Here is a 25434-nt window from a genome sequence, read left to right on the forward strand (position 1 = left end):
ATTAGCCAGAGCCCGAAATGCTTCGCGGGCCCGCTGAATGGTTCTGACGCAGGGTGCGCACTCCGAAGCACGAGGGTTCGGGGCCGGAGACGCTGAATTTCGTGGCCTCAGCCGTTGCTTTCGGCGAATTCGCGCAGGGCATCGCCGTCCAGGCGGTAACGCACCCATTCGTCTTGGGGCAGCGCGCCGATGGAACGATAGAAGTCGATGGCCGGCTGGTTCCAGTCCAGCACACTCCACTCCAGGCGCCCGCAGTCATTGGCGCGGGCTTCGCGGGCGATTTCCCGCAGCAGGCGGCGGCCGGCACCGGTGCCGCGCTGTTCCGGGGTGATGTAGAGGTCTTCCAGGTAGATGCCGTTGCGCCCCAGCCAGGTGGAGTAGCTGTAGAAATACACCGCGTAGCCGATGGGGCGACCGTCGCGCAGGCAGATCAGGGAGCGGGAGGGCGCGTTTTCGGCGAACAGGGTGCGGCGGATGTCCTCGACGCTGGCGATGACTTCGTGGCCGGCCCGCTCGTAGACCGCCAGTTCGATGATGAAGTCGAGGATCTGTTGGGCGTCGTCGGGATGGGCGGGGCGGATCGAGAGTGTCACGTGAATCTCCATGGGCAGTTGAGGCGGTCATGCTAGTGCCTTTGACGGTCCGCATGAAGCGTCTGCCGGATCGCTCGCTAAGCTTTGAAGGAAGACCCGGCCTATGGAGGGTAAGGGCGTGATACTGCTGGCGAGCGTGCTCCTGGCCCTGTTGATGGGCTTTGCGGTGCAACGCGGTGGCACCTGTCTGGTGGCCGCGCTGGAGGAGGCCGTGAGCAAGCGCCGCTGGTCTCGTTTCCGGGCGCTGCTGGAAACCTCCCTCTGGGTACTCGGTGGCTTCGTCCTGCTGCGCGCCTTCGATCGCCTGCCCATGGTGCCCATGGGCTATCCGTTGCACTGGCACGCCGCGTTGGGTGGCGCTTTGCTAGGCGTTGGAGCCTTCATCAATGGTGGCTGCGCCTTCGGGGTGGTGGCTCGGATCGGTTCCGGGCAGTGGGCCTGGCTGGCAACGCCGCTGGGCTTTCTCGCGGGTTTTGCGTTGGCGGGGCGTGGCCTCGGCACGACCTCGGCCATGCCAGTGGCGATTCCGGACTGGTTGCAGCAAGTGCCCATCGGCCTGGTGCCCATGATCATTGCCGCGCTGGTGGCCCGCCTGGGCTGGCTGGCCTGGAACCGGCGCAATGGTTCGACGGCTGCGTCCATCTGGTCGCCGCACCACGCCACCATCGTCCTGGGCGTCGCCTTCCTGCTGCTGTTCGTTTGCGTCGGAGCCTGGGCCTACACCGACATCCTTGCCGAACTGGCTACCGGGCGCTTCATGGAACTGGGCTTGCGTGGGCTGCTGTTGCCCGCGCTGTTCGCCGGCGCGCTGCTGGGTGGCTGGAGCGCCGGGTTGTGGGAACACCGCTGGCCGACGCCGTGGGCACTGGTGAAATGCCTGTGTGGCGGCGTGCTGATGGGTGTTGGCGCCACCCTGGTGCCTGGCGGCAACGACAGCCTGATCCTGTTCGGCATGCCGCTGCTCTGGCCGAACGCCTGGCTGGCCTTCGCCTGCATGTGCGCGGTGGTGGTGCTGACACTCTGGCTGGCGAGGTTGGGAAGAGGTTGATAGTGGTTCTGCTCGAGCCTCGGCACAAGTTTTTTGTAGGGTGCGCCATGCGCACCGGTTTTGCGTCATGACCAGATTCGAGCCGTTTGCCAGACATGAAAAAACCCGGCGATTGCCGGGTTATTTCATTCAGCAGTTACAGGCTCAGGCAGCGTGGTCGAATGCCTTGCCCTTGGCCTTGCGCTCTACCTGCTGGCGGCAGGCTTCACCGAAGGCTTCGAAGATCTTCACCGAGTCGGGGTTCTTCGCGGCCTGCCATTCCGGGTGCCACTGCACCGCGAAGAGGAAGGGCGAAAGGCTCGGTGCGTGGATGGCTTCCACCAGGCCATCTTCGGCGCGGGCAATCGCCTCGATGCCCTTGCCAAGGGTTTTCAGGCCCTGGCCGTGCAGCGAGTTCACCTGGATGGTGTCGGTACCCAAAACCTTGTGCAGCCAACTGTTCTGCTCCACACGCACGCTGTGCGCAGGAGCGTACTGGACATCCACCGGGTCTTCGGTGTTTTCGCGGTGGTCATTGAAGCCGGGTTCGGCGTAGACCTTCTGGTACATGTCGCCGCCTAGGGCGACGTTGATTTCCTGCATGCCACGGCAGATGCCGAAGATCGGCAGGCCGCGCTTGATGGCAGCATGAATCAGGGGCAGGTCGAAGAGGTCGCGATCCTTGTCCTGACCTTTCTCCGGCGTCAGGTTTTCCTGGCCGTATAGGGTCGGGTCGATGTTGCTGCCGGCACCGGTGAGGTAAACGCCGTCAGCCATATCGAGGTACTGCTCGAGGTCTTCGGTGCCGCAGCAGGTGGGCACGAGGACGGGTACACATTCGGAGATATCTACCAGTGGGACGATGTACTTGTGAGTCATCACCTGGTAGTCGTGGCCCTTGCGTTCCTGGGCGCCCATGGACATCAGGACGACCGGTTTACGAGTGGTCTGTTTCTTATTGCCAATGTTGCTGTTGGACATATTTCACCTTGGGACAGGCTCAGCCTATCGTTGCTGTGCAGGCGCGCCATTTAAGGGTTGGTGCTACCTGAGATCCCGAGCACTGCCGGCAATCGGCGGAGCGATTTCCGGTCGAGACCTGCCATATAGCCTGCCAGAGCCGTTTAATATGTCAAACGAAGGTGACGAAAAACGTAAAAAATAATGGCCGATTTTTATCGGTTTTTCACGATTAAGTATATGATTTATAACAATAATTTTCTTTATGAGAAAATATTTTCAGGTTCAGTATCCAGAACGACTGTTCGGAATGCTGGACTTTCATGCCTCGCAGGGATGCCCCGGCCTAGAGCGTAGTCGGCTTGCCCTGGCTATCCAGCTCGAACACCTTGTTGCGCATCAGTCGTTCCCTGAGCCAGCGCTTGGCCTTGCCGCGCCCCTGCCGGCGTGGCCAGAGCAGGTCGACACCCACCAGCCAGTCCGTATGCGGATAGGCCGCCAGTTGCAGTTCCATCAGGTCGCCGCAGGCCAGCTCCTGGTGGATCAACTGGCGGGGCAGGGTGGCCCAGCCCAGACCCGCGCGCACCATTTCCAGCAGCGCCATGTAGCTCTCCGCTTGCCATAGCTGCGTGGCACGCAGGTATTCGCTGCTGGGCAGCTTGCTGGCGTGGGCGCTGAAGGCGAGGCGGCGGTGGGCGTGCAGGTCGGCGAAGCTGACCTGGGCGAGCTGCGCCAGCGGGTGTGACGGATGGGTGACGTGCACCATGATCAGCTTGCCCAACTGCTGGAACTCCAGTTCCCGTGGGTATTCCGGCTGGGAGAAGGCAATGCCCATCTCGACTTCGCCCTTTTGCACCATGCCGGCCACATCGCCATACACCGGATGGCGAACGATCAGGTCGACATAGGGAAAGGCCTGCTCGAACTCGCGCAGTACCGGCATCACGGTGTTGTAAGGCACCTCGATGGCCAGGGTCAGGCTGGGCTCGGTTTTCTCCGTCAGGCTGTCGGCATGGCCTTCCAGCGCCAGGCAACGTTCCAGCACCGCTTCGGCCTCCAGCAGAAGCTTCTGACCGGCAGCGGTCAGTGCGGGAATGCGTGTGGATCGGTCGAACAGTTCCACCCCCAGGTCGGTTTCCAGGTTGGCGATGGCGGCGCTGACCGTGGACTGCGTACGTCCCAGCCGGCGCGCGGCTGCGGAGAAGGAACCCGCCTGGGCAACGGTGACCAGCACCTGCAACTGATCCAGCGAAAATCTCATGCTGCTGTCCTTATGAACCATCGATGAAAACGATGGTTATTCATTTTGTCCATCGCCATCAAGCAGGGAAGATCGCCCCTAACCAGCACTGCCTCCTCGAATCGCTGGGCAACCCAGACCTCATAACAAGAACACGTTGCTTCCCAGGAGAGTCCCCCGATGAACCATCCGCATCCCGTGGACCAGCTGCTTCCCGTCCGTCAACTCGTTACCTACGGCCTGCAACACGTACTGGTGCTTTATGCCGGCGCGGTGGCCGTGCCCCTGATCCTCGGCAGCGCCCTGGGGCTTTCCAGCGCCGAAGTGGTGTTGCTGATCAACGCCAACCTGCTCACTTCCGGCATTGCCACGCTGATCCAGACGCTCGGCTTCTGGCGCTTCGGTGCGCGCCTGCCACTGGTGCAGGCCTGCTCCTTCATCGCACTGGCGCCGATGATCATGATCGGCAAGGCCTACGGGTTGACCCAGGTGTTCGGTGCAGTGATCGCCGCCGGGGTCATCACTATTGCGCTGGCGCCGGTGTTCAGCCGCCTGTTGAGGTTCTTCCCGCCGGTAGTGATCGGCAGCCTGATCACCATCATCGGCATTTCCCTCATGCCGGCGGCGGCCATCTGGCTCGGTGGCGGCAACCCCGGTGCGGAAGATTTTGGCAGGCCCGCCAACTTGCTGCTGGGCCTGGCGACGGTGGCCATCACCCTGGTGATTCACGCGCGCTTTTCGGGTTTCGTCGGCAATCTCAGCGTATTGATCGGGCTGTTCGCCGGCAGCCTGATCGCCGCAGCCTGCGGCATGACCGACTTCGGCCGGGTAGGGGAAGCGGCCTGGTTCGAGCTGTCCATGCCGATGGCCTTCGGCGCGCCGCAGTTCTCCCTTACCCCCATCCTGATCATGACCCTGGCGATGCTGGTGATCATGGCCGAGACCACCGGCAACTGCCTGGCCATCGGCAAGCTCACCGGCCGCGACATCACCCAGCGCACCCTGGGCGATGCCTTCCGTGCCGATGGCCTGTCCACCATGATCGGTGGTCTGTTCAACAGCTTCCCCTACAACGCTTTCACCCAGAACACCGGTCTGATCGCCCTCTCCAATATCAAGAGCCGCTTCGTGGTGGCCGCCGCCGGCGGGCTGATGATCCTCATGGGACTGTTCCCCAAGCTCGGCGCGCTGATCGCCGCCGTACCCACGCCAGTGCTCGGCGGCTGCGCCATCGTGATGTTCGGCATGACCACGGTTGCTGGCATCCAGGAGCTGTCGCGAGTGCGCTTCGAGGGCACCCGTAATGCCCTGGTGGTGGCGGTATCGGTGAGCGTCGGCGTGCTGCCCATGTCCTTTCCGGCCCTGTTCGAGCACTTCCACGGCGCACTGCGCCTGGTGCTGGAGAGCGGCATCTTCCTCGGCGCGCTGAGCGCCATCGTCCTCAACCTCCTGCTGAACCGGGAGGAGCCCGCCAGCCAGGGCGAAACCGCCGAGCTGGCCGACTGATTCGCGCACTCGCGCCTTTACTGCCAAGGAGCCATCCATGACTTTCAGCAACCTCGTTCCCGCCGGCGTCAACGAACTCGACCTGGAACTGCTGCGCCTGTCCATCCGCTTGTCCGAGGAATCCCGCGAGCGCGGCCGGCATCCGTTCGCCGCAGTTGTGGCCGACCGCAACGGCAAGGTAATCGCCCAGGCCGGCAACAACTCCATGCCGCCGGAAGGCGACCCGACCCAGCACGCCGAACTGGTGGCAGTCGCCCAGGCCGCCAAGGTGCTCAGCCCGGAGGCGCTGGCCGAGTGCACCCTCTACACCAGTGCCGAACCCTGCTGCATGTGCGCAGGCGCTGTTTACTGGACCGGCATCGGGCGAGTGGTCTATGCGCTGTCGGAACACGCGCTGCTGGGCCTGACCGGCGCTCACCCGGAGAACCCGACCTTCTCCTTGCCGTGCCGCGAAGTGTTTTCCCGTGGCCAGCGTGAAGTGGCCGTGCTGGGGCCGATGCTGGAGTCCGAAGCCGCCGCCGCCCATGAGGGTTTCTGGTCGTGAGTAGACGGGTTGACCATCGACGTTGGGCCGCGCTGCGCTAGGCGCCGCTCTTTCGCGAATGAATTCGCTCCCACTGGGGCTGTCTTTCATGCCATGTTTTCCCGGCATGAACCGCAAGGCAGCCCCTTCATGATCAACCCCGTCCTACGCTTCGTTACCTTCGCATCGCTGCTGACCCTGGTCGCCTGCGGCACCCAACGCCCACCGGAGCCGGTGCTGCGACCGGCCGAGGTACGCGCAAAAGTCGTCAAGCTGATACCGGCCAAGGTGCCGGACCGCCAGGGTTGGGCCGCCGATATCCAGGCCGCCTTCGCCGCCCAGGACATTTCGCCCAGCGACAGCAACCTCTGCGCCGTACTGGCGGTCACCGAGCAGGAGTCCACCTATCAGGTCGACCCGCAGGTGCCGGGGCTGGCGAAGATCGCCCGGCAGGAAATCCAGCGGCGCGCCGGAAGCCTGCATGTGCCGGCCTTCCTGGTGAACTCCGCGTTGAAGCTGGACTCGCCCATGGGCAAGACCTACGACCAGCGTCTGTCCTCGGCGCGTACGGAGAAGGAGCTGAGCGCAATCTTCGATGACTTCATCGGCATGGTGCCCCTCGGCCAGAAGCTGTTCGGCAACTTCAACCCGGTGCACACCGGCGGCCCGATGCAGGTGAGCATCGCCTTTGCCGAAGCCAACGCGGAGCGTTACCCCTACCCGGTCAAGGGCTCCGTTCGCCAGGAAGTCTTCACCCGGCGCGGCGGCCTGTACTTCGGCATTGGCCATTTGCTGGGTTACCCGGCCCATTACCCGAAGCCGCTGTACCGTTTCGCCGACTTCAACGCCGGTTGGTACGCCAGCCGCAATGCCGCCTTCCAGAACGCCGTGAGCCTGGCCTCGGGCATTCCGCTGGCGCTGGACGGCGACCTGGTCATCCACGGCTCCAGCAAGGCCGGCGCCACCGAGCTGGCAGTGCGCGCCTTGCAGAAGCAACTGGACCTCAGCGACTCGGCCATCCGCCGTGCATTGCTCAAGGGGGACAGCCTGGAATTCGAGGAAACCGACCTTTACGAGCGCGTCTTCGCCCTGGCCGAGAAGGTCGAACGGCGCAAGCTGCCCCGCGAAGTGATGCCAGGCATCGACCTGAAGAGCCCGAAGATCACCCGCAAGCTCACCACCGAGTGGTTCGCCAAGCGGGTGGACGGGCGCTACCAGGGCTGCATGAAGCGCGCTTCGGGGCTTTGAGGCTTAGAGGGAAGCCTTGGAATAGGTGCTGCGCTCTATGTCGCGCATCTGCACGATTCGATGACGAGATGGGGCATGGGGCTGTCCTGTTCGTGAGGTTGAAATGATGTTCCGAAGCGCCTCAGACGACCGGCTGTGAAGTGCTCTCGGCCTCCAGCGCCTGCCACAGCAGCCGGGCTGGCGCGGACAACGGCGCACCCCGACGCATCACCACCGAGAACGGCTCGCTACGGGAGCGCAGTTGCAGGGGCAGGCAGGCGAGGCTGCCAAGGTGGATGGCTTCGTCCGCCACTTCCCGGGGCATCAGGGCGATCAATTGCGGGTTCTGCCGCAGCAGCATCAGCGTGGTCAGGGTAGACGCGGTTTCCAGCGGGTAGCGCGGAAACTCCAGGCCCGCCTGGCTGAATTCCCGCTCCAGCACCAGGCGCATGGGCATGTTGGCGGGGTACACCACCCAGGGATAGCCGGCCAGTTCCGCCAGCTCCAGCGCCCCGGCGCCCGCCAGCGGGTGCGCGGGGTTGGCCATCACCCGCAGGGTTTCCCCATAGAGCACCTGGGCATCATAGGCATCCGGCCTGGGGCTGACGCTGGTGCGGCAAACGGCCAGGTCCAGGCGGCCCTGGTCGATCAGCCCCAGCAGGCGCGCGCTGGTGTCTTCCACCACCTCCACCGACAGCTCCGGCTGGGTTTCCCGCAGTCGCTCCAGGCTGCGGGCCAGTAGTGGCACCGCGCCCATCACCGCGCCCACCGAAAGTCGCCCGCCCTGGCCCTGGAGGATGCCGACCATTTCTTCGCGCAGGTGCGCCAGGTCGGTGTGGATCAGCCGTGCGTAGCGAATGGCGCAGCGGCCCAGGTCGTTGGCCTCCAGCCCCTGGCTGGTGCGGTTGAACAGGCGCATGCCGAAGGCGGCTTCGATCTCGTTCAGGGCCTTGGTGGCGCCGGGCTGGGTAATGGCCACCTGTTCGGCAGCCTTGTGCAGCGAGCCCTGTTCGTCGAGGGCGATGAGCAGGCGCAGCTGCTTCAGGCGCAGGCGGGAAACCAGGGCGGGGAGGGAAGCGATCATGGGGGAATGACCAAAAGTTATCACGGGATCAGAAGCTCTCATTAGGCAGGCCCACGGGGGATTCGTAAAGTCCCGGCCAACATCCCTGCAACGAGAGTCATCGCGATGAGACTGATCCAGTTCGAGACCGCAGAAGGCCTGCGCCATGTGGGCGTGATCGAGGGCGAACAGGTACAGCGGGTGCGCGGCGCCGTCACCACTCGCGCCCTGGCCCTGGCCGCCATCGCCGCCCGCCGCAGCCTGCAGGACGAAGTCCAGGCTCGTGGCACCGAGCCTGGTCCGAACTACCGCGAACTGCTGGAAAGTGGCCGCGTACTGCCACCGCTTGACCATGAAGATCCGGCCCATTGCCTGGTCAGCGGCACCGGCCTGACCCACCTGGGCAGCGCCTCCACCCGCGACAAGATGCACCAGCAGAAGGCCCAGGACGAGGCCACCATGACCGACACCATGCGCATGTTCAAATGGGGCGTGGATGGCGGTAAACCCGGCGCCGGCAAGGTCGGTGCGCAGCCAGAATGGTTCTACAAGGGCGATGGCGGCATCGTCGTGCGCCCCGGCGCCGACTTTCCCGTGCCGGCCTTCGCCGAGGATGCGGGCGAAGAGCCCGAACTGGTGGGGCTATACGTAGTAGGCGAGGACGGCCAGCCCTATCGCCTGGGTTACGCCCTGGGCAACGAGTTCTCCGACCACGTGCTGGAGCGCCGCAGCTACCTCTACCTGGCCCATTCCAAGCTGCGCTTCTGCGCCTACGGCCCGGAACTGCGCGTGGGCGAACTGCCGGCGCACCTGGCGGGGACAAGCCGCATCCGCCGCAATGGCGAGGTGATCTGGGAGAAGGAATTCCTATCCGGCGAAGACAACATGTGCCACAGCCTGGAGAACCTCGAATACCACCACTTCAAATACGCGCAGTTCCTGCGTCCGGGCGATGTGCACGTGCATTACTTCGGCACCGCCACCCTGTCCTTTGCCGACGGCATCAAGGCCCGGCCGGGCGACCACTTCGAAATCGAGATGGCCGAGTTCGGCGCACCCCTGGTCAACGGCATTGCCCGCGAAGAAGAGCACCTGGCGCCTGGCGCCGTGCGCTCCCTGTAAGACACCGTCACCGGCTCTGCCTGTGACGATTCAAGTTGTCTGGATAAGGCAACGGAACCGAGCTGGTAGGGTGCGCCGAGCGCACCAACGGTTGGGCGAGGGCAGGGGTCGATCTCGTGATCGGTGCGCATGGCGCACCCTACGGAGGGGCAAGTGCAGGCGTCTAGCTCCTGTCACGTAGGTAGGCCCTGCTCCCTTAGCAGGAGGCAAACACAAGTCCACGTTCTACGAACGTAGATCTTTACTTCCGGCCACCGTTCGCGGCGGCCACCCTCAACCCACAAGGTCAGGGAGACGAGCATGACCGTCATCACCGGTTTCAACTTCATCGCCGGCGGCCGTAGCGCCGCCGGCAGCGTTAGCGTGCAAAGCTTCGATGCCACCAGCGGCGAAGCGCTGCCCTACAACTTCCGCCAGGCCTCCGAGGCCGAAGTGGACGCCGCCGCCCGCGCCGCCGAGGCGGCCTATCCCGACTACCGCAACCTGTCCTCCAGCCGCCGCGCCGAATTCCTCGACGCCATCGCCGACGAACTGGACGGCCTGGGCGACGACTTCATCGCCACTGTCTACCGCGAAACCGCGCTGCCCGCAGCCCGCATCCAGGGTGAGCGCGGCCGCACCAGCGGCCAGATGCGTCTGTTCGCCAACGTGCTGCGCCGTGGCGATTTCTACGGCGCTCGCATCGACCGCGCCCTGCCCGAGCGCAAGCCGCTGCCGCGCCCGGACTTGCGCCAGTACCGCATCGGTGTCGGCCCGGTTGCCGTGTTCGGCGCCAGCAACTTCCCCCTGGCGTTCTCCACGGCCGGTGGCGACACCGCCGCCGCCCTGGCCGCAGGCTGTCCGGTGGTGTTCAAGGCCCACAGCGGCCATATGGCCACTGCCGAGTGGGTGGCCGATGCCATCATTCGCGCGGCGGAGAAAACCGCGATGCCGGTGGGCGTGTTCAACATGATCTACGGCGGCGGAGTAGGCGAGTGGCTGGTCAAGCACCCGGCGATCCAGGCCGTGGGTTTCACTGGTTCCCTGCGCGGCGGTCGTGCCCTTTGCGACATGGCGGCGGCTCGTCCGCAGCCGATCCCGGTGTTCGCCGAAATGAGCAGTATCAACCCCGTCCTGCTGCTGCCCGAGGCGCTCAAGGCCCGTGGTGAGCAAGTCGCCGCCGAACTGGCCGCCTCCGTCGTACTGGGGGCAGGGCAGTTCTGCACCAACCCGGGCCTGGTGATCGGCATCCGCTCGCCGGAGTTCAGCGCTTTCCTCGAGCGTTTCGCCGCCCTCATGGGCGACCAGCCGGCCCAGACGATGCTCAACGCCGGTGGTCTGAAGAGTTACTTCCAAGGCTTGGAGCATCTGCACCAGCACCCCGGCGTCAACCACCTGGCCGGCGCACGCCAGCAAGGCAATCAGGCCCGCGCCCAACTGTTCAAGGCCGACGTGAGCCTGCTGCTGGAGGGGGATGAACTGCTGCAGGAAGAAGTCTTTGGCCCCACCACCGTGGTCGTCGAAGTGGCCGGCAAGGCCGAGCTCGCCCGCGCCCTTCAGGGCCTTCGCGGCCAGCTCACCGCCACCCTCATAGGCGAACCCGCGGACCTCGCCACTTTCGGCGAACTGACCAGCCTGCTGGAGCAGAAGGCTGGCCGCCTGCTGCTCAACGGCTACCCGACCGGCGTGGAAGTCTGCGACGCCATGGTCCACGGCGGCCCGTACCCGGCTACCTCCGATGCTCGCGGCACCTCGGTCGGGACGCTGGCCATCGACCGCTTCCTGCGCCCTGTGTGCTACCAGAACTACCCCGATGCGCTGCTGCCCGATGCACTGAAGGATGCGAATCCGCTGGGTATTCAGCGGTTGGTGGATGGAGTAAATACGCGGGACGCGGTTTAACCGCAGGCTGCAAATAGAACCTCCATCTGGGCAGGCGGCTGCGCTGGGTGGAGGTTTTTGCATTTGCCTTGATCGGCGATGGAGGAGGGCGCTGCAGTAGGCTGACGCTATTGAAAAAGCCGGATTAGCCGCGATAGGACCTTCCCCGGTCTCGCCGGGACGGTCTGTTGCGGCACGGTGGGGTTGTTCCCGCCGTGAGAACAGGTCAGCCTGAGTGCCATCGCCGGGTGCTGTTCCCCGGCAGTATCGTCAGTGGCGAGATGGTCTTTGAATTGAATCCTCCTTGCGTTGGAGTTGGGAGATGAGAGCCTCCTTCGAAAGCGTTCTGAAGAGCAAGAACCTCGCGCATCTGGACAAAGCCAGCCGCGCGGGATTGACGACTCCGGTGCGCCGCGTGTCCTTCATCCTGCGTGAGCACTTCTCGATGATGGCCTTCACCGGCGCGGTGGATGCCCTGGTAACGGCCAACCTCATGAGCTCGATGCCGGTATTCGAGGTTCAGGTGGTCGGGGCGGACAACCTGGTCGTGAGCGACCTGGGAATATCCATTTCCACCGATTGCCCCCTGGTCGACCTGGAGGAAAAGCGCCAGGACATCATTGTGGTGTGCGGCGGCTATCGCGTTCGCCTCGAAGGCGAGCCTTTACTGCGGGCCAAGATGCGTTCGGCTGACGCGGCCGGCGCGGTGCTGGGTGGCCTCTGGAACGGTGCCTACTTCCTTGCCGAGGCCGGGTTGCTGGATGGTTACGACTGCGCGTTTCATCCCGATGGCCGGGCGATGATGTCCGAGCTCTTCCCCAAGGTGAATGTGACCAACCACTCTCATGTACTCGACCGCAAGCGGATCAGCTGTGCCGGCGCGAACAGTTCGTTGGGGATGATGCTGGAGGTGGTGCGCCATAGCGGCGGGCAAGAGTTGCTGAACGCTGTAGAAGAGGTACTGAGCTGCGACAAGAAGCAAGACATCATCGATGTTTCAGCCGTGTCGATCGACTTCGACCCGACCTTGCCGCAAACCCTCAAGCTCGCGCTGGAACTGATGCACAGCAATATTGAAGATCCGATCGGGATAGACGAAATCGCCGGTTATGTGGGGATTTCCAGGCGCCACCTGGAGCGCCTGTTCCGTCGCCACGTGAAGGCGACGCCGCCGCGCTATTACCTGGAACTGCGGCTCACCCGTGCGCGCCAATTACTGCAGCACACCAATAAATCCCTGATCGAAATAGCCGTGGCGAGCGGATTCGTTACCCTCCCGCATTTTCAGCGCTGCTTCCGTGAAATGTTCGATATCGCCCCCGGCATGTTCCGCAAGCGCAGTCATTTCAAGGTCTGAGGGTGCATGATCCGAAGGTAGTCATCCACGTGTTGGAAAGGGTGCAGAAGGCGTTCTGATGCGGGCTGCCGAACCGCTACACTGATGCCCCTGCTACCCGCTGGGTGCTAAATGGAACGCCGGGGATCTTGGCTAGTCGAGATCCCGTCGCGTATCACCGTGTAACGAGAACAACTATGAAAACCCATTTTGAGATAACTGCCGACCGCATCACCCACCCGCAGCCGACGGTGACAGCATGATCGAGGTAACCGAAGTTCCCATTGCCGAACTGCGTGCCGCGCTCGAGTCTGGCCAGACAACGGCGGTTGAACTCGTCCAGGCCTATTTCGCCAGGATCGATGCCTACGATGTGCCCGGCACACCCACCGCCCTCAACGCGGTGGTGGTTCGGAACCCGGATGCATTCAAGGAGGCGGAGGCTTCCGACGCCCGTCGCGCCCGCGGCGAAACCCTCGGCCCGCTGGATGGCATCCCCTACACGGCCAAGGACAGTTATCTGGTAAAAGGGCTCACCGCAGCCTCCGGTAGCCCCGCGTTCAAGGACCTGATCGCCTACCGTGATGCGTTCACCATCGAACGGCTGCGCGCTGCCGGGGCGATCTGCCTGGGCAAGACCAACATGCCGCCCATGGCCAACGGCGGGATGCAGCGCGGGGTCTATGGTCGTGCCGAGAGCCCGTACAACGCGGACTACCTCACCGCGCCCTTCGCCTCGGGATCATCGAACGGCGCCGGTACGGCAACCGCAGCCAGCTTCTCTGCATTCGGCCTCGCGGAAGAAACCTGGTCGAGCGGTCGAGGCCCGGCATCGAACAATGGCCTGTGCGCCTACACGCCCTCGCGCGGAGTGATTTCGGTGCGCGGGAACTGGCCGCTGACGCCGACGATGGATGTCGTGGTGCCCTATGCCAGAACCATGGCGGACCTGCTCGAAGTGCTTGACGTGGTGGTGGCGGACGATCCCGACACCCGTGGCGACCTGTGGCGCATGCAGCCCTGGGTACCCATTCCGAGCGTCGCCTCGGTCCGTCCCGCCTCCTATCTGGAACTCGCCGCGCAAGCCGATGCGCTTGCCGGCAAGCGCCTGGGCGTGCCCCGCATGTTCATCAACAAGGACCCGGAAGCAGGCACCAGTGAAGCACCGGGTATCGGCGGTCCGACCGGGCAGCGAATCAACACCCGACCCTCCGTGATCGGCCTCTGGGAAGAAGCCCGCAAGGTTCTCGAAGCCGCTGGCGCCGAAGTGATCGAGGTCGATTTCCCGCTGGTTTCGAATTGCGAGGGTGATCGCCCTGGTGCGCCGAGTGTGTTCACGCGCGGCCTGGTGTCCAAGGAATTCCTGCATCACGAGTTGTGGGACCTTTCGGCCTGGGCGTTCGATGACTTTCTGCGGGCCAACGGCGATCCGAAACTGAATCGCCTGGTCGACGTGAACGGACCGCAGATCTTCCCGCACGATCCGGGGACCCTGCCCAACCGCGAAGGCGACCTGGCCGCGGGCATGGACGAGTACGTGAGGATGGCCGAGCGCGGCATCACGCCGTGGGACCAGATCGCCACGGTCCCTGACGGACTGCGGGGGCTCGAAGAGACGCGTCGCATCGATCTCGAAGACTGGATGGATCGGCTGGGCCTCGACGCAGTGCTCTTCCCGACCGTAGCCGATGTGGGGCCGGCGAACGCCGACGTTGATCCGAAGTCTGCGGATATCGCCTGGAGCAACGGCGTCTGGGTCGCCAACGGCAATCTGGCCATCCGCCACCTGGGCGTGCCCACCGTGACCGTGCCAATGGGCGTGATGCCGGACATCGGCATGCCCGTGGGGCTGACCTTTGCCGGTCGTGCCTACGACGATTCGGCACTGCTCCGCTTCGCTTCCGCGTTCGAGTCGACCGGGTCGAAACGATTGATTCCTCCGCGTACTCCACCCTTGTTGCGCGGCTAGAAACAGGGCTGGCGGGATTGGGGCGATGAAAGTCCCAATTCCGCCCAGGCTTCGAAAGTTCGGGCGATTGGCGTTTGAAAACAATCGAGCCCCTTCACACTTTTCTCTTGCTCCTTTTTTTGTTCTTGCCGTGGTGTTCTTATATTCGCGAAAGTTACCGCCGGTCACCTGCATGACTGAACGTAAGTTCGCCAAAGGTTTTTAAGTTGGCAGGGAAATAGCGCTGTTTGTTACTTGACTGAAACATCCAGGTAAATATTTCGTATAGTTTTCCGCCCATTAAGCCATCCCGCTCTAAGCCGGCTTGTTCGTCATGCCTAAAACTTCAATTACATCGCTGATGTACGCGTGCGGCTGGAATTAAACGCGCCTTAGCAGGCGGCGAGTCCTGATGTTCGGTCGTTGACACTCGAGCTGACAGGTTTAGTTTGTGTGTGTGGGAAATTTTCCCGCGCTATGAAGTCAACTGGCCAAGAGGGATCATGCGGGGATCACAGTACGAGTTAGTGCTGCAGGTAGATGGCCGCGCCGGTTGGCTGGTCGCTCCAATGGGCGGCCGGAAATTACCGGTCATTGCGTTCGATAAGGAAATGACTACGCAACTCCAAGTGGAGGTGCATCATGCTGTTCAAGAAATGTTTGTTGGCTCTCGCAATTGGTGGAGTCCTGTCGGCATCCACTGTCCTGATACCCGATTACGTCAGTAGTTTCTCCAGCGTCTATGCCAAAGAGGGCGGTAGTGGAGGCGGTGGTGGTAGCGGTAGTGGCGGTGGTGGAGGTGGAGGTGGTCACGGTGGTGGCGGCAGCGGCGGTGGTGGCAGCGGCGGTGGCGGTGGCAGCGGCAGCGGCGGTGGCGGTGGCGGTGGCGGTGGCAGCGGTGGCGGAGGCGGTCACGGCGGTGACGGAGGCGGCCACGGTGCAGCAGGTCACGGTGGCGACGGTCATGGAGGTCCTGGACGCGGCGACGCTGACCATGATGGTGGTGTGGCTGGGAACAGAGGCCCAGGCAATGCCCATGACAACGACGCGGATAATGATGCGGATAATGATGCGGCAGACGCCGCTCGAGACGCCGCCAGGAATGATGCAGATGCCGCCAGAGATGCGGCCAGAGCTGAGGCGGATGCCACCAGAGACGCTGCCAGGGCTGCCGCAGATGCAGCAAGGGATGCAGCCAGGGCGGCTGGCGATCCAAACGCGGATGCAGATCGGGACGCTGCCCGGGCAGCCGCAGATGCCGCCAGAGATGCGGCCCGAGCCGCGGCGGATGCCACCCGGGATGCCGCCAAGAATGACGCGGATGCAGCAAGGGATGCAGCAAGGGATGCTGCTGACGATGCCAATGACGCTCCCGACGCTGCGGATGCTCCCGACGCTCCCGACGCTCCTGACGCTCCTGACGCTCCTGACGCTGCGGATGCTCCTGATGCTCCCGATGCGCCTGACATCGATGTCGTCGAAGTGGAACATCGTGCGGCTCAGTAGCCACTCAGGAGTTTGAAAAGTCGTGTCCAGCGGAGCCACCAGGTTGGCGGGATGCCGGCCTGGGGCTCTGTCTATTGCGACTCAGTTTGTTTGGCCGGATCGATGAGGCTGGTCCGGGCAGGTGCCCTCAAGTGACCGTGTGGTGCTCGAGGACTTGAAGCCGCTGGCCTTCAGCGCTCCATCACGTAGGTGCCGACCACATAGGCGCCTACCTCCACCTGGGTCATGTCGATCGGCTCGCCGGCACTGCCGGAAGCAGATGGGAAAGGGACGGTTGTCCCCGGATAACCGCGTTCGCCTGGTCGCAGACAGTACGCTTCAGGGCCTGCCAGGCACAGGCCCTCACGGGCGAATCCAGGCCAAGGTTCGGGCGCAGGTTTGAAAACGCCCGGCGCGAGCGTTCCCGCCAGCGCCCGCCGGTGTCACTCGGGCTGCGAGCCCATGATCCTCGCCAGGGCTTCGGGCTGCGGCACGCCCTGCTGTTGCTGCAGGCGGCCCTTGTCATCCAGGTAGAACACGGTAGGCGTCGCCTGGGCGCCCATTTCACCCATCAGGTCGAGGTTCTCCGCCAGATGTTTGCGGACCTCACCCGGCACCTTGTCCTGCGGCTTCAAGGTACTGGCCTTGCCGGCCGCTTCGTGCGCGTTGAGGGCGGCCTGGGGATCCTTGGCGCCGAGTAGGGCGGCGGCCTTGCCGGCGCTGTCCGGGCGCAGCATGCCGACCATGATGTGGCGCAACTGCACCTTGCCGGACTCGACCCAGGGCCGCGCCTGTTGCCAGAACAGGTTGCAGTAGGGGCAGTTCGGGTCGCTGAACAGATAGACGATGCGCGTGGCCTTGGGGCTGCCGTCGGCGATCCAGGCGCTCTTTTCCATCCGCTCCCACATTTCCTTGCCCATGGGCTGGTACACGAGCTGTTCCAGCGGTTCCTGGCTCAGGTCCGAGCCCTTGGCGTCGAGCAGGCTGCCCACCAGCACATGCTCGCCATCGGGCGTGAGATAGAGTGCCAGGCCTTGGCCGTTGTACCTGGCGGCGTAGCCCTTGAGCCCGCCTGGCGCTTCGAAGGTACCGACCACTCTGGCACCACGGGCCTCCACGACCTTGATCGGCGCCGGCCATTCGGTAGCGTGGGCGGCAGTGATGGTGGAGAGGCCGATGCCGGCCAGTACACAGGTCAGATGTTTGAGTCGCGTCACTTCTGTTTGTCCTCATCAAGGGATTCCAGGGCGCGCGCCAGGCTCGCCCGCGAAAGTTCGCCCAGGTGGCTACCGATCTGGCGGCCCCTGGCGTCGTAGAACAGGGTGGTGGGCAGTGCCGTCGAGCCTACCCTCTGGCCCAGCCCGTTGCCGCTGTCGAGCAGGACGTTGTCCAGGGCCAGGCCTTCGCTATCCAGGAAACGGCTGACGGCTTCGGCCGCCTCGCCCTGGTTGACGAAGAGGAACAGGGTGTCGGGATGGCTGGCCTGGGCAGCCGCCAGCACCGGCATCTCGCGCCGGCAGGGTGGGCACCAGGTGGCCCAGAGATTGATCACCAGTGGCTTGCCGGCAAGGCTCTGCAGCGTCACGGAGCGACCCTCGATATCCAGCAGGGCCAGCTCGGGCAGGCGTGTGCCGCGATCGAGTGCGTGCCAGGTGAGGGTGCCGAGCCCCCAGCTGAGCACGCCGACAGCCATGGCGATGCCCAGTGGTTTGCGCAAGGCGGACATGCGCCAGAGCAACCAGCCACCCAGCAGCAGGGCTGCGAGCACACCCGGCCAGGCGATGAAGCCGCCGTCGCGGATGTCGATCACCCGCCAGGGCTCGTCGCGGAAGTGCTCGAAATAGGCGATCACGAAGGCCAGACGCGCCACCAGCAAGGCCACCAGCAGCAGGCGGAACAGCCAGCGCTCCGGGTTGTGGCCATTACGCCGGCCGATCCACCAGCCGCTGAGGGTGGCCAGCAACAGGCAGCCAAGGATCAGCACATGGGGCAACGCGAGGGCGAAGGGGCCAATGTTCAGGGTCAGCATCAGCCGCGCTCCCGTACCGCGTTCCAGCGCTTCAGGAATGCCTGGGCGTCCACTTCTCCAGTGATGCGACTGTCACGACGTTCCTGGCCGTCGGGGCCGATCCACAGCAGCGTCGGCGGGCCGAGCACCTGGTAGCGGTCGAGCAGGGCACGGCTGTTGGCGTCACTGCGGGTCACGTCCGGACGCACGACTCGCACGCCGGTCAGGCTCGCCTGCACCTCGGCGTTGCCGAACACCTCCTTCTCCATGACCTTGCAGGACACGCACCAGTCCGCGTAGTAGTCCACCAGTACCCATTGCCCCTGGGCCCTGGCAGTCGCCAGTGCGCGGTCCAGGGTAGCGGGGTCGCTGAAGTGGGTATTGCTGCTTGCTACGGCGACCGGAGCAATGGCGCCGGCGGTGTAAACCGCCAGCGGTCGTCGGATATCCGTCGCGCCGCCTGCGGCGCCAATCAGCATGCTCATGCCCCACAGGCCCAGCACCATACCGGCGGCGCGAGCGGGTGCTTGCCGGGAGGAGTGGAAGAGGGCGGTGGCCAGGCTGACCAACCAGACACCCCAGAGGGTCAGCCACAGGCCGTCGGCCAGCAGCGGTCTGGCGACGAACAGCGCCGCCGCGAGGAAGAGGAACCCGAACACGCCCTTGACCCGCTCCATCCAGGCACCGGGCTTGGGCAGGAAGCGATTGCCAAGCGTCACCAGCAACAGCAGCGGCGTGCCGATGCCCAGGCCCAGGGCGAACAGCACCAGGCCGCCCTGCACGGCGCTGCCGCTCTGGGCGATGAACAGCAGTGCGGCGGCCAGCGGCGCGGTCATGCAGGGGCCAACCAGCAGGCCGGACAGCAAGCCGAGTAGGCCGGCACCCAGTAGGCTGCCGCCTTTCTGCTTGCGTCCGGCATGCTCCAGTCGATCACGCAGGGCTGTCGGCAGTTGCAGCTCGAACACCCCGAACATGGGCAGGGCGAGCAGCACGAACACCCCGGCGAAACTCGCCAGCAGCCAGGGTTGCTGCAGCGCCGCCTGCAGGTTGGCACCCAGCAGCGCGGCCACCACGCCCAGGCCGGCGTAGACCAGCGCCATGGCCACCACGTAAGTGCCAGCAAGCGCGAAACCGCGATGCGGAGAGGCGCCGCCGCCCACCACTATGCCGGCGAGGATCGGTAGCATCGGCAAAGAACAGGGGGTGAAAGCCAGCAACAGCCCCAGGCCGAAGAACAGCAGCAGGCTCAAGGCCAGCGACCGCTGTTGCAGGCCGTTGGCCAGGGCCTGGTCTTCGGCCTGCATGGCGCCTGGTTCGGCGGCGCTGCTGGCTCTCAGTACAACATCGCGGCTTTGTGGCGGATAGCAGAGGCCGGCATCGGCGCAGCCCTGCCAGCCCAAACGCATGCGCTCACCAGCTCCTGGTGGGACCTCCAGAGTCAGGCTGTGGCGATAGACCTCGGTGTCGCCAAAGAACTCGTCGCTATGGGGTTCGCCCGTCGGCAGGCTGGGGCGGCTTGTCTCGGCCAGCCCCTGGAGTTGCAGGCGCTGCTTGTACAGGTAGTAGCCGGGTGCTATCTGCCAGTGCAGCCGGGTGGCACCGTTCTCCAGCGCTGTGACGCTGAGGGCGAAGGCCCGGTCCACCGGGAGGAAGTCGGGTTGCGCGCCATTGCCCAGCAGCCCGCCGGCCGACGAGGCCAGTCCGGGCAATAGCAGGAACAGCGCAAGCATCAGGACTCGCATGAAGGCTCCATTGCGGTTTCAGGTGTACGGAATATTGTGCGGGTGGCATTAACGGGGCGTTAACAGGCTGCATTAATGTCGCCTTAATCGGTAAGGTCGACCATCGACACCCTTTCAGCGGACGTGACCCCATGCATGTGCTCCTCGCCGAAGACGACGCCCTGATCGCCAGCGGCATCGTTGCCGGCCTCCTGGCCCAGGGCCTGACCGTCGACCACGCCGCCACGGCGGTCAGCGCCGAGGCAATGCTGCGCACGGCACGCTTCGATGTGCTGATCCTCGATCTCGGTCTGCCCGACGAAGACGGCATCGACCTGCTGCGGCGGCTGCGCCAGCGGGGGCTCGAACTGCCGGTGCTGATCCTCACTGCACGGGATGCAGTGAGCGACCGGGTAATCGGCCTGCAGGCCGGCGCCGACGATTACCTGCTCAAACCCTTCGACCTGCGCGAACTGGCGGCGCGCCTGCATACCCTGATGCGTCGGGTGTCCGGGCGCAGCGTGAACCTCATCGAACACGGCCCGCTGCGCTACGACCCGAGCAGTTGCGAAGCGCGGCTGGATGGCCGCCCCGTGGAGCTCTCGCGGCGCGAGCTGGCGCTGTTGCAGGCGCTGCTGAACAATCCTGGGCGCGTGCTCAGTGCCGATCAACTCAAGGACGCGGTCTACGGCTTTGCCGAGGACGTGGAGAGCAATGCCCTGAACGTGCATATCCATCACCTGCGCCGCAAGCTCGGCAGCGGCATCGTCGAGACTGTACGTGGCCTGGGTTACCGCCTGGGACCGGCCAGCAGCGATACCGGACAGGAGACGACGCCATGAGCCTGCGCCTGCGCCTGACCCTGATGCTCGGCTCCGCCTTCGTGCTGCTCTGGACCCTGGCCGCCACCTGGATGCTCTACGACTTGCGCAACGAGATGATGCGTTCCCTGGACGAGCGGCTGGGGGCTTCCGCACGGATGGTGGCCGGCCTGCTCGAACAGTTGCCGCAACCCGTGGCCAGCGATGGCACACGCAAGCCCATCAGCGCCGAGCGGCTGGGTATTCCCAATGGGCTGGCCTGCCAGGTCAGCTCCTTGCGGGGCGAGGTACTGGCCCGCAGCCACACGGCGCCGGGCCAGCAACTGGACGCCGAGCGCGCGGGATTTCATGACCAGATGATCGAAGGCGTGCCCTGGCGCAGCTTCACCCTGTTGGACGGCGAACTGCGCGTCACCACGGCCGATCGCCTGGACGAGCGCGCCACCCTGGGGCGCTCGGTGCTGCTGGCGGCCGCGGTGCCGGTAGCGGTAGCCCTGCTGGGCAGCCTTGGCCTGCTCTGGCTTGGCCTGGGTCGCGGGCTGGCACCGCTGCAGCGCATCCGCGAAGCGCTTACCTGGCGCAGCGCGGACTCCCTCCAGCCCTTGCAGGTGGGCGCCTTGCCCGGCGAGTTGCAGCCCCTGGTGGAAACGCAGAACCAGCTGTTCCAGCGCATCGCCCAGGCGCTGGAGCGCGAGCGGCGTTTCACCGGCGATGCGGCCCATGAACTGCGCAGCCCTCTCACCGCCATCAAGACCCACCTGCAGGTGGCACGCATGACCCAGGGCGCCGCGGTGGACCAGGCGCTGGCGAATGCCGAGGCCGGGGCTGATCGTCTGCAACGGACCCTGGAGCAGTTGCTGCTGCTGGCGCGGGTGGAGGGCAGCCTGGATTTCGATGACGGCCTGCAATGCACCGCCCTCGAAGGGGCCAGGCTGGCCATCGAGGACGCCGGACCGGGAGGGCGGGAGCGCATCGAGCTGGAGCTGCCGGCGGACCTGCCTGCCGCGCCTCTGGATATACCCACTGCGCTGGTGGTGGCGGCCCTGCGCAACCTGCTGGAGAACGCCCTGCGCCACAGCGATGCGCACGTGAAGCTGGCGCTTGAGCAGCACGGCGACCTGGTGTGCTTCAGCGTGCGCGACCGGGGCCCCGGCTTGCCGGCGGAAAAGCTGGCGTGCATGGGCCAGCGCTTCTGGCGCAGCGCCGACAGCGGCGGCAGTGGCCTGGGGCTGTCCATCGTCCAGGCCATCGCCGAGCGCTGCGGTTGCAACCTGGAATTCGCCAATTCCGAGGATGGCCTGGAGGTGAAGCTGGCGGTGCGGTTGCAGCCAGCGGGTTGAGGGCGATTCGTGCGGCTGACCTGTCTGCACAAAGCTGGAGAAGCAGGCCGTCGCCCCCTGCGCGTTGCTCGCGCGCGGCTCAGCCCCGCCGCGCCAGTACTTCGACCGCTCCCTGCACCTTGTTCGAGTACCAGATCACCCGGCTAACGCCCCGCGTGATGGCCACGTAAGCCAGGCGCAGGCTTTCGTCCTGCATGGCCTGGTCGTAGCTGTTGCGGAAGAACCCCGAGTAGGCATAGAGCGCATTGCGCAGCGGGTGTTTCTCGGGCGGTGCGCAGTCGTCGACGATGACCGCCACCTCACCTTGCAGGCCCTTGGCGCGATGGATGCTGTAGGCCCGCACGGGCAGCGCCGAATCGAGTTGGGCCTGGATCTGCCGGAGCGGCTCGTTGCGCCGGGAGAGCAGCAGCACGGGATTGCGGTCGGCGTTCGCGCGGCTCGCTACATGCGCGCACTGCGCCTGGATTTCCTGGACCAGTTCCGGCAGGCGTGACTTGAGATCGAAGCGGCTCACCAGCTTTACCCCGTGATCGCAGGGCTGCATGGCCTTGAAGGCCTTGCACACCTTGGCCTGCTTGAACGCCACGCCCTCCAGCACCGCCTCGCCATCACGCAGGATCGGCTCGATGGAGCGGTAGTTGGTTTCCAGCATCAGGACGGCGCTTTTCCGGGTCTTGCCCTTGCTGGGAAAGTGTTTGTCGAAGTCCATGAACAACTCCGGCGAGCTGCCGCGCCAGCCGTAGATGGACTGCCAGTCGTCGCCGATGGCCATCAGGCTTACCGCTTCGCCCTGGCGCGACAGGGCCCGATGCAGGGCCTGTAGCCATTGGACGATCTGCGGCGAGATGTCCTGGAATTCATCGATCAGCAGATGGCTGAAGGGCGCCAGGGCCTGGACCGGTACACCCTCGCCCCTGGCCAGCACTTCGCCCAGGCGCTGGAAGGCGGCGTTGAAGGTCATCAGGCCTTGCTGCTGCAACAGGGCGTCGAAGTGCTTCCAGAACTGCACCAGGGCTTCGACGAAGGTGCGCTCCCGTGCCGAGCAGGCCAGTTCGCGGCCTTTCAGCTTATCGGGGCGGATGCCGATGCTCTCCATGAAGCCTGCCTGCACATAAAACGCCTCGAACAGCGGCAGCGGGGTGAATTCGCCGGTCAGCGTGAAGCCGTCCAGCGGCGCCTTGGGTATACGCGCGGGCTGGCCTTCGGCGGGGGCGGGCAGGGGTGGGAGGTCCAGCAGGCCATGCACCCGCTCGCGGAAGTCCACCTCCGCTGCGTAGCACGCCTGATAGGCCTGTTGCAGCAGGCGTTGCTGGGCCGGGCGCAGGCGGCCGGCAAGCAGCGGGTTGTCCGGCTCGCCGGCGACGGCATCGTCCAGTTGCTCGAACCAGCGCGGATTACCCAGCAGGTCCTTGGCCAGGGTGCCCATGGCCGAGTGGAAGGTGCGCACGCACTGGCGCGCCTGGGCGCCATCGAAGGGGAACTGCCAGAAGGCCAGGACCTTCAGCAATTGCTCGCGGAGCTGGGCGCAGGAGGCGTTGGTGAAGGAAATGACGGTGAGCCGCTCCGGCGCCACGCCCATGTGGCAGAGCATGAACACCACCCGTAGCACCAGGGTGGTGGACTTGCCGGAACCGGCGCCAGCGAAGATGCGGGTGAGCGGGGCGCGGCCGAGGATCATCGCCCATTGCTCGTCGGAGGGCGGGCTGACCACGCCAGCCGCCACGGCCTGGGCCACGCGCTCACGCATGGCATCCGCCTGCGCGTCGGTCTGCTTCATCCGGGCGCCGCTGTAGATACCCTCGTCGGGCGTCTTGCGCGGTTTGGCGGGGCCATCGCCTGCGGCGGCTTTCTTCGTGCCAGCGGCCTTGGCCTTGCCGGTGTTGGCAGACTTCTTCGCCCGTGGCGTGGGTTTGCGGAGCTGCGCGGCCGCTTCGCTTTCGGCGCGCAAGTACTCGGTGGTTCGCGGGAAGTAACGCGCCAGGGCGCGTTTCATGGCAGACAGCATTGGATCGATCCCTGTAACCACGACAAAGCGCGGGATTCTAAGCGCTTTTCCCCGAAGACTGGATGGTGGCGGATTGGCTTCAGATAGAGGCGGAGGTTGGCCTTTCCTTGTGGGGGCGATTTCAATCGCCAAGGATGGCGAAGCCGCCCCGCGAAGTTCGGCTGGCGAACCCGCGGTCCGCTTGGCGCCCACAGTTGCCCGTAGGGTGCGCCGTGCGCACAAACCCCAATGCCCGGTGCGCGCGGCGCACCCTACCATCGGATACGGTTTCGTTCTTCACGCCGGCGCGTGGTGCTGCCACCACTGGTGGATGGCGCTGGCCAGTTCGCCAACCGACTGGGTGGCGTCGAGGATCAGGGTCAACGGCTCGTCCAGCGGCTCTTCCAGGTCGGCGAACTGGCTGTCCAGCAGGCTGGCCGGCATGAAGTGCCCGCGCCGTCGCTCCATGCGCTCGGCGGCGGCGGTGGGAGAGAGTTGCAGATAAGCGAATCCCACCCCCGGAAAGGCATGGCGCAGGCCATCGCGGTAGGAACGCTTCAAGGCGGAACACGTAAGGATGGGATGCTCGCCTGCGCGGTAGGTCTGCTTAAGCTGTTTTTCGAGCGCATGCAGCCAGTTGGCTCTGTCCTTGTCGGTCAAGGGCTGGCCAGCGCTCATCTTCTGGATGTTGCGGTCGGGGTGGAAGGCATCCCCCTCGATCAACCGCGCCCCGCTGCGCACCTCCAGCGCCCGTGCCACGGCAGACTTCCCGCTACCGGCAACACCCATGATCACCACTGCGTTTATGGGCTCGTACATCGCGTCATCTCTGCTGCTGGTACTTAAACAGTAGGCAATGTGAGCGAAAAGAGGGGTTCAGGAAGCTAACTCAGTGCAATCCGTAGGATGGGTTGAGGGACGAAACCCATCGATTGGACTGCCTGATGGGTTTCGCTGCGCTCTACCACATCCTACGGGGCTGCTTCGTTGTGGGGGCGATTTCAATCGCGAATGAATTCCGTCCCGCAAGTTCCTTTGGTCACGGCAGGCGCAATGCCCCGTGTACTGTCCCCAGGATCATTCGCTTCATCAGCTCCTGTCCCTGTTTCGACGGCAGGCCGCCGGCGTCAAGCCAGGCCGGCAGTTGGTTGAGCAGGGACACGATGCTCGCCACAGCGCCGCGCCCGGCGCTATCCAGGGGCTGGCCAGCCAGTTGCTGCAGGGGCTCCAGCAGGGCGAGCTCGTAGGCCTGGCGCAGGTCGCGGAGCTGTTCCAGGCGCTCGCCGGAGAGGCAGCGGCATTCCAGTTCAGCCAGGCGGAAATGCAGGCCCATCGCTTCATGCAGGGCCAGGTGCCCGTCGATCAACGTGGACAGCCGCGTAGCCGGATCAACGTGGCGGCGGGCCAGCGCGGCGTTATCCAGCAACTGTTCGTACAGCTCTTCGATGAACTCGAACAGCAGCGCTTCCTTGCTTTCCACGTGGTGGTAGATGGAGCCGGCCTTGATGCCGAGATGCGCCGCGAGGTCGCGCATGCTCACCTGGCCGTATCCCTGCTCGGCGAACAGGGCCAGCGCCAGGTGGCGATTCTCCAGATAGCGGGAGCTGCGGGCGGTGGTGGCGTCGAGCATGGCGTTGGACCTTGCGAATGGCATGCGTTGGCACTCTAGC

21 protein-coding genes are annotated in these 25434 nt (G+C 64.9%); 11 read left to right on the forward strand and 10 right to left on the reverse strand.

Features of this window, described 5'->3' with window-relative positions; all coding sequences use genetic code 11:
• Positions 1-107: 107 nt before the first annotated feature.
• Positions 108-593, reverse strand: a complete 486-nt coding sequence (locus THL1_RS13440) for a GNAT family N-acetyltransferase (protein ID WP_069083727.1) — start codon at positions 591-593, stop codon at positions 108-110.
• Between the two features lie 118 nt (positions 594-711).
• On the opposite strand from THL1_RS13440, the gene THL1_RS13445 reads away from it, so the two are divergent.
• Complete coding sequence (locus THL1_RS13445) at positions 712-1641, forward strand: YeeE/YedE thiosulfate transporter family protein (protein ID WP_069086516.1); 930 nt, start codon at positions 712-714, stop codon at positions 1639-1641.
• A gap of 144 nt (positions 1642-1785) precedes the next feature.
• Here the strand turns inward: THL1_RS13445 and THL1_RS13450 are convergent, their stop codons facing one another.
• Both THL1_RS13450 and THL1_RS13455 read right to left on the reverse strand, forming a co-directional pair.
• Positions 1786-2601: a gamma-glutamyl-gamma-aminobutyrate hydrolase family protein gene (locus THL1_RS13450; RefSeq protein ID WP_069083728.1), complete on the reverse strand. Its 816-nt coding sequence runs from the start codon at positions 2599-2601 to the stop codon at positions 1786-1788.
• Between the two features lie 325 nt (positions 2602-2926).
• The gene (locus tag THL1_RS13455; RefSeq protein ID WP_069083729.1) at positions 2927-3841 is read right to left on the reverse strand and encodes a LysR family transcriptional regulator; all 915 of its coding nucleotides are present in this window, start codon (positions 3839-3841) and stop codon (positions 2927-2929) included.
• 159 nt (positions 3842-4000) lie between these two features.
• On the opposite strand from THL1_RS13455, the gene THL1_RS13460 reads away from it, so the two are divergent.
• From THL1_RS13460 to THL1_RS13470, 3 genes are all read left to right on the forward strand, one after another.
• Positions 4001-5326: a nucleobase:cation symporter-2 family protein gene (locus tag THL1_RS13460; protein ID WP_069083730.1), complete on the forward strand. Its 1326-nt coding sequence runs from the start codon at positions 4001-4003 to the stop codon at positions 5324-5326.
• 37 nt (positions 5327-5363) lie between these two features.
• Positions 5364-5870: a nucleoside deaminase gene (locus THL1_RS13465; protein ID WP_069083731.1), complete on the forward strand. Its 507-nt coding sequence runs from the start codon at positions 5364-5366 to the stop codon at positions 5868-5870.
• Between the two features lie 129 nt (positions 5871-5999).
• Positions 6000-7097 carry a DUF1615 domain-containing protein gene (locus tag THL1_RS13470; protein ID WP_069086517.1) on the forward strand — a complete coding sequence of 366 codons (1098 nt, stop codon included), beginning with the start codon at positions 6000-6002 and terminating at the stop codon, positions 7095-7097.
• 121 nt (positions 7098-7218) lie between these two features.
• Here the strand turns inward: THL1_RS13470 and THL1_RS13475 are convergent, their stop codons facing one another.
• A complete protein-coding gene (locus THL1_RS13475; RefSeq protein WP_069083732.1) occupies positions 7219-8160 on the reverse strand; it encodes a LysR family transcriptional regulator in 942 nt (313 codons plus the stop codon).
• Positions 8161-8265: 105 nt separating this feature from the next.
• On the opposite strand from THL1_RS13475, the gene araD1 reads away from it, so the two are divergent.
• The 5 genes from araD1 to THL1_RS31340 all read left to right on the forward strand — a co-directional run bounded on the left by araD1 (position 8266) and on the right by THL1_RS31340 (position 15927).
• Positions 8266-9261 carry an AraD1 family protein gene (araD1, locus tag THL1_RS13480; RefSeq protein WP_069083733.1) on the forward strand — a complete coding sequence of 332 codons (996 nt, stop codon included), beginning with the start codon at positions 8266-8268 and terminating at the stop codon, positions 9259-9261.
• A 300-nt stretch (positions 9262-9561) separates the two neighbouring features.
• Positions 9562-11142 carry an aldehyde dehydrogenase (NADP(+)) gene (locus THL1_RS13485; protein WP_069083734.1) on the forward strand — a complete coding sequence of 527 codons (1581 nt, stop codon included), beginning with the start codon at positions 9562-9564 and terminating at the stop codon, positions 11140-11142.
• A gap of 301 nt (positions 11143-11443) precedes the next feature.
• The gene (locus THL1_RS13490; RefSeq protein ID WP_069083735.1) at positions 11444-12478 is read left to right on the forward strand and encodes a GlxA family transcriptional regulator; all 1035 of its coding nucleotides are present in this window, start codon (positions 11444-11446) and stop codon (positions 12476-12478) included.
• Between the two features lie 238 nt (positions 12479-12716).
• The gene (locus tag THL1_RS13495; protein WP_069083736.1) at positions 12717-14426 is read left to right on the forward strand and encodes an amidase; all 1710 of its coding nucleotides are present in this window, start codon (positions 12717-12719) and stop codon (positions 14424-14426) included.
• A gap of 739 nt (positions 14427-15165) precedes the next feature.
• Positions 15166-15927 (forward strand): hypothetical protein, encoded by a 762-nt coding sequence (locus THL1_RS31340; protein ID WP_069083737.1) that lies wholly within the window; start codon positions 15166-15168, stop codon positions 15925-15927.
• A gap of 406 nt (positions 15928-16333) precedes the next feature.
• On the opposite strand, the gene dsbG is transcribed toward THL1_RS31340, so the two are convergent.
• Genes dsbG through dsbD form a run of 3 tightly spaced genes read right to left on the reverse strand, consistent with a single transcriptional unit; the run spans position 16334 to position 19640 of the window.
• Positions 16334-17107, reverse strand: a complete 774-nt coding sequence (gene dsbG / locus THL1_RS13505; protein WP_069083738.1) for a thiol:disulfide interchange protein DsbG — start codon at positions 17105-17107, stop codon at positions 16334-16336.
• Complete coding sequence (locus THL1_RS13510) at positions 17104-17919, reverse strand: TlpA family protein disulfide reductase (RefSeq protein WP_069083739.1); 816 nt, start codon at positions 17917-17919, stop codon at positions 17104-17106. The genes dsbG and THL1_RS13510 overlap by 4 nt, the downstream gene beginning before the upstream one ends.
• A complete protein-coding gene (gene dsbD, locus THL1_RS13515) occupies positions 17919-19640 on the reverse strand; it encodes a protein-disulfide reductase DsbD (protein WP_069083740.1) in 1722 nt (573 codons plus the stop codon). Before dsbD ends, THL1_RS13510 begins: the two co-directional genes overlap by 1 nt.
• Positions 19641-19771: 131 nt before the next feature.
• On the opposite strand from dsbD, the gene THL1_RS13520 reads away from it, so the two are divergent.
• The gene (locus tag THL1_RS13520; protein WP_069083741.1) at positions 19772-20461 is read left to right on the forward strand and encodes a response regulator; all 690 of its coding nucleotides are present in this window, start codon (positions 19772-19774) and stop codon (positions 20459-20461) included.
• Entirely contained in the window at positions 20458-21780 is a 1323-nt protein-coding gene (locus THL1_RS13525; protein WP_069083742.1) for a sensor histidine kinase, read from the forward strand. Before THL1_RS13520 ends, THL1_RS13525 begins: the two co-directional genes overlap by 4 nt.
• A gap of 79 nt (positions 21781-21859) precedes the next feature.
• Here THL1_RS13525 and THL1_RS13530 read toward each other — a convergent pair whose 3' ends face one another.
• The 3 genes from THL1_RS13530 to THL1_RS13540 all read right to left on the reverse strand — a co-directional run bounded on the left by THL1_RS13530 (position 21860) and on the right by THL1_RS13540 (position 25418).
• Positions 21860-23785, reverse strand: coding sequence for a DEAD/DEAH box helicase (locus THL1_RS13530; protein ID WP_069083743.1), 1926 nt, complete (start codon positions 23783-23785; stop codon positions 21860-21862).
• A 276-nt stretch (positions 23786-24061) separates the two neighbouring features.
• A complete protein-coding gene (locus THL1_RS13535; RefSeq protein ID WP_069083744.1) occupies positions 24062-24583 on the reverse strand; it encodes a gluconokinase in 522 nt (173 codons plus the stop codon).
• 220 nt (positions 24584-24803) lie between these two features.
• Positions 24804-25418: a TetR/AcrR family transcriptional regulator gene (locus THL1_RS13540; protein WP_237234803.1), complete on the reverse strand. Its 615-nt coding sequence runs from the start codon at positions 25416-25418 to the stop codon at positions 24804-24806.
• Positions 25419-25434 lie beyond the last annotated feature (16 nt).

The sequence above is a fragment of the Pseudomonas sp. TCU-HL1 genome, assembly GCF_001708505.1.
Lineage (GTDB): Bacteria > Pseudomonadota > Gammaproteobacteria > Pseudomonadales > Pseudomonadaceae > Metapseudomonas.

What these genes read in the sequence shown, in the direction of transcription:
- THL1_RS13530 (WP_069083743.1), bottom strand. Translation starts at nt 23,785, where the DNA reads ATGCTGTCTGCCATGAAACGCGCCCTGGCGCGTTACTTCCCGCGAACC.
- THL1_RS13535 (WP_069083744.1), bottom strand. Translation starts at nt 24,583, where the DNA reads ATGTACGAGCCCATAAACGCAGTGGTGATCATGGGTGTTGCCGGTAGC.
- THL1_RS13525 (WP_069083742.1), top strand. Translation starts at nt 20,458, where the DNA reads ATGAGCCTGCGCCTGCGCCTGACCCTGATGCTCGGCTCCGCCTTCGTG.
- THL1_RS13520 (WP_069083741.1), top strand. Translation starts at nt 19,772, where the DNA reads ATGCATGTGCTCCTCGCCGAAGACGACGCCCTGATCGCCAGCGGCATC.
- THL1_RS13495 (WP_069083736.1), top strand. Translation starts at nt 12,717, where the DNA reads ATGATCGAGGTAACCGAAGTTCCCATTGCCGAACTGCGTGCCGCGCTC.
- THL1_RS13510 (WP_069083739.1), bottom strand. Translation starts at nt 17,919, where the DNA reads ATGCTGACCCTGAACATTGGCCCCTTCGCCCTCGCGTTGCCCCATGTG.
- dsbD (WP_069083740.1), bottom strand. Translation starts at nt 19,640, where the DNA reads ATGCGAGTCCTGATGCTTGCGCTGTTCCTGCTATTGCCCGGACTGGCC.
- araD1 (WP_069083733.1), top strand. Translation starts at nt 8,266, where the DNA reads ATGAGACTGATCCAGTTCGAGACCGCAGAAGGCCTGCGCCATGTGGGC.
- THL1_RS13455 (WP_069083729.1), bottom strand. Translation starts at nt 3,841, where the DNA reads ATGAGATTTTCGCTGGATCAGTTGCAGGTGCTGGTCACCGTTGCCCAG.
- THL1_RS13490 (WP_069083735.1), top strand. Translation starts at nt 11,444, where the DNA reads ATGAGAGCCTCCTTCGAAAGCGTTCTGAAGAGCAAGAACCTCGCGCAT.
- THL1_RS13485 (WP_069083734.1), top strand. Translation starts at nt 9,562, where the DNA reads ATGACCGTCATCACCGGTTTCAACTTCATCGCCGGCGGCCGTAGCGCC.
- THL1_RS13465 (WP_069083731.1), top strand. Translation starts at nt 5,364, where the DNA reads ATGACTTTCAGCAACCTCGTTCCCGCCGGCGTCAACGAACTCGACCTG.
- THL1_RS13470 (WP_069086517.1), top strand. Translation starts at nt 6,000, where the DNA reads ATGATCAACCCCGTCCTACGCTTCGTTACCTTCGCATCGCTGCTGACC.
- THL1_RS13475 (WP_069083732.1), bottom strand. Translation starts at nt 8,160, where the DNA reads ATGATCGCTTCCCTCCCCGCCCTGGTTTCCCGCCTGCGCCTGAAGCAG.
- THL1_RS13450 (WP_069083728.1), bottom strand. Translation starts at nt 2,601, where the DNA reads ATGTCCAACAGCAACATTGGCAATAAGAAACAGACCACTCGTAAACCG.
- THL1_RS13540 (WP_237234803.1), bottom strand. Translation starts at nt 25,418, where the DNA reads ATGCCATTCGCAAGGTCCAACGCCATGCTCGACGCCACCACCGCCCGC.
- THL1_RS13460 (WP_069083730.1), top strand. Translation starts at nt 4,001, where the DNA reads ATGAACCATCCGCATCCCGTGGACCAGCTGCTTCCCGTCCGTCAACTC.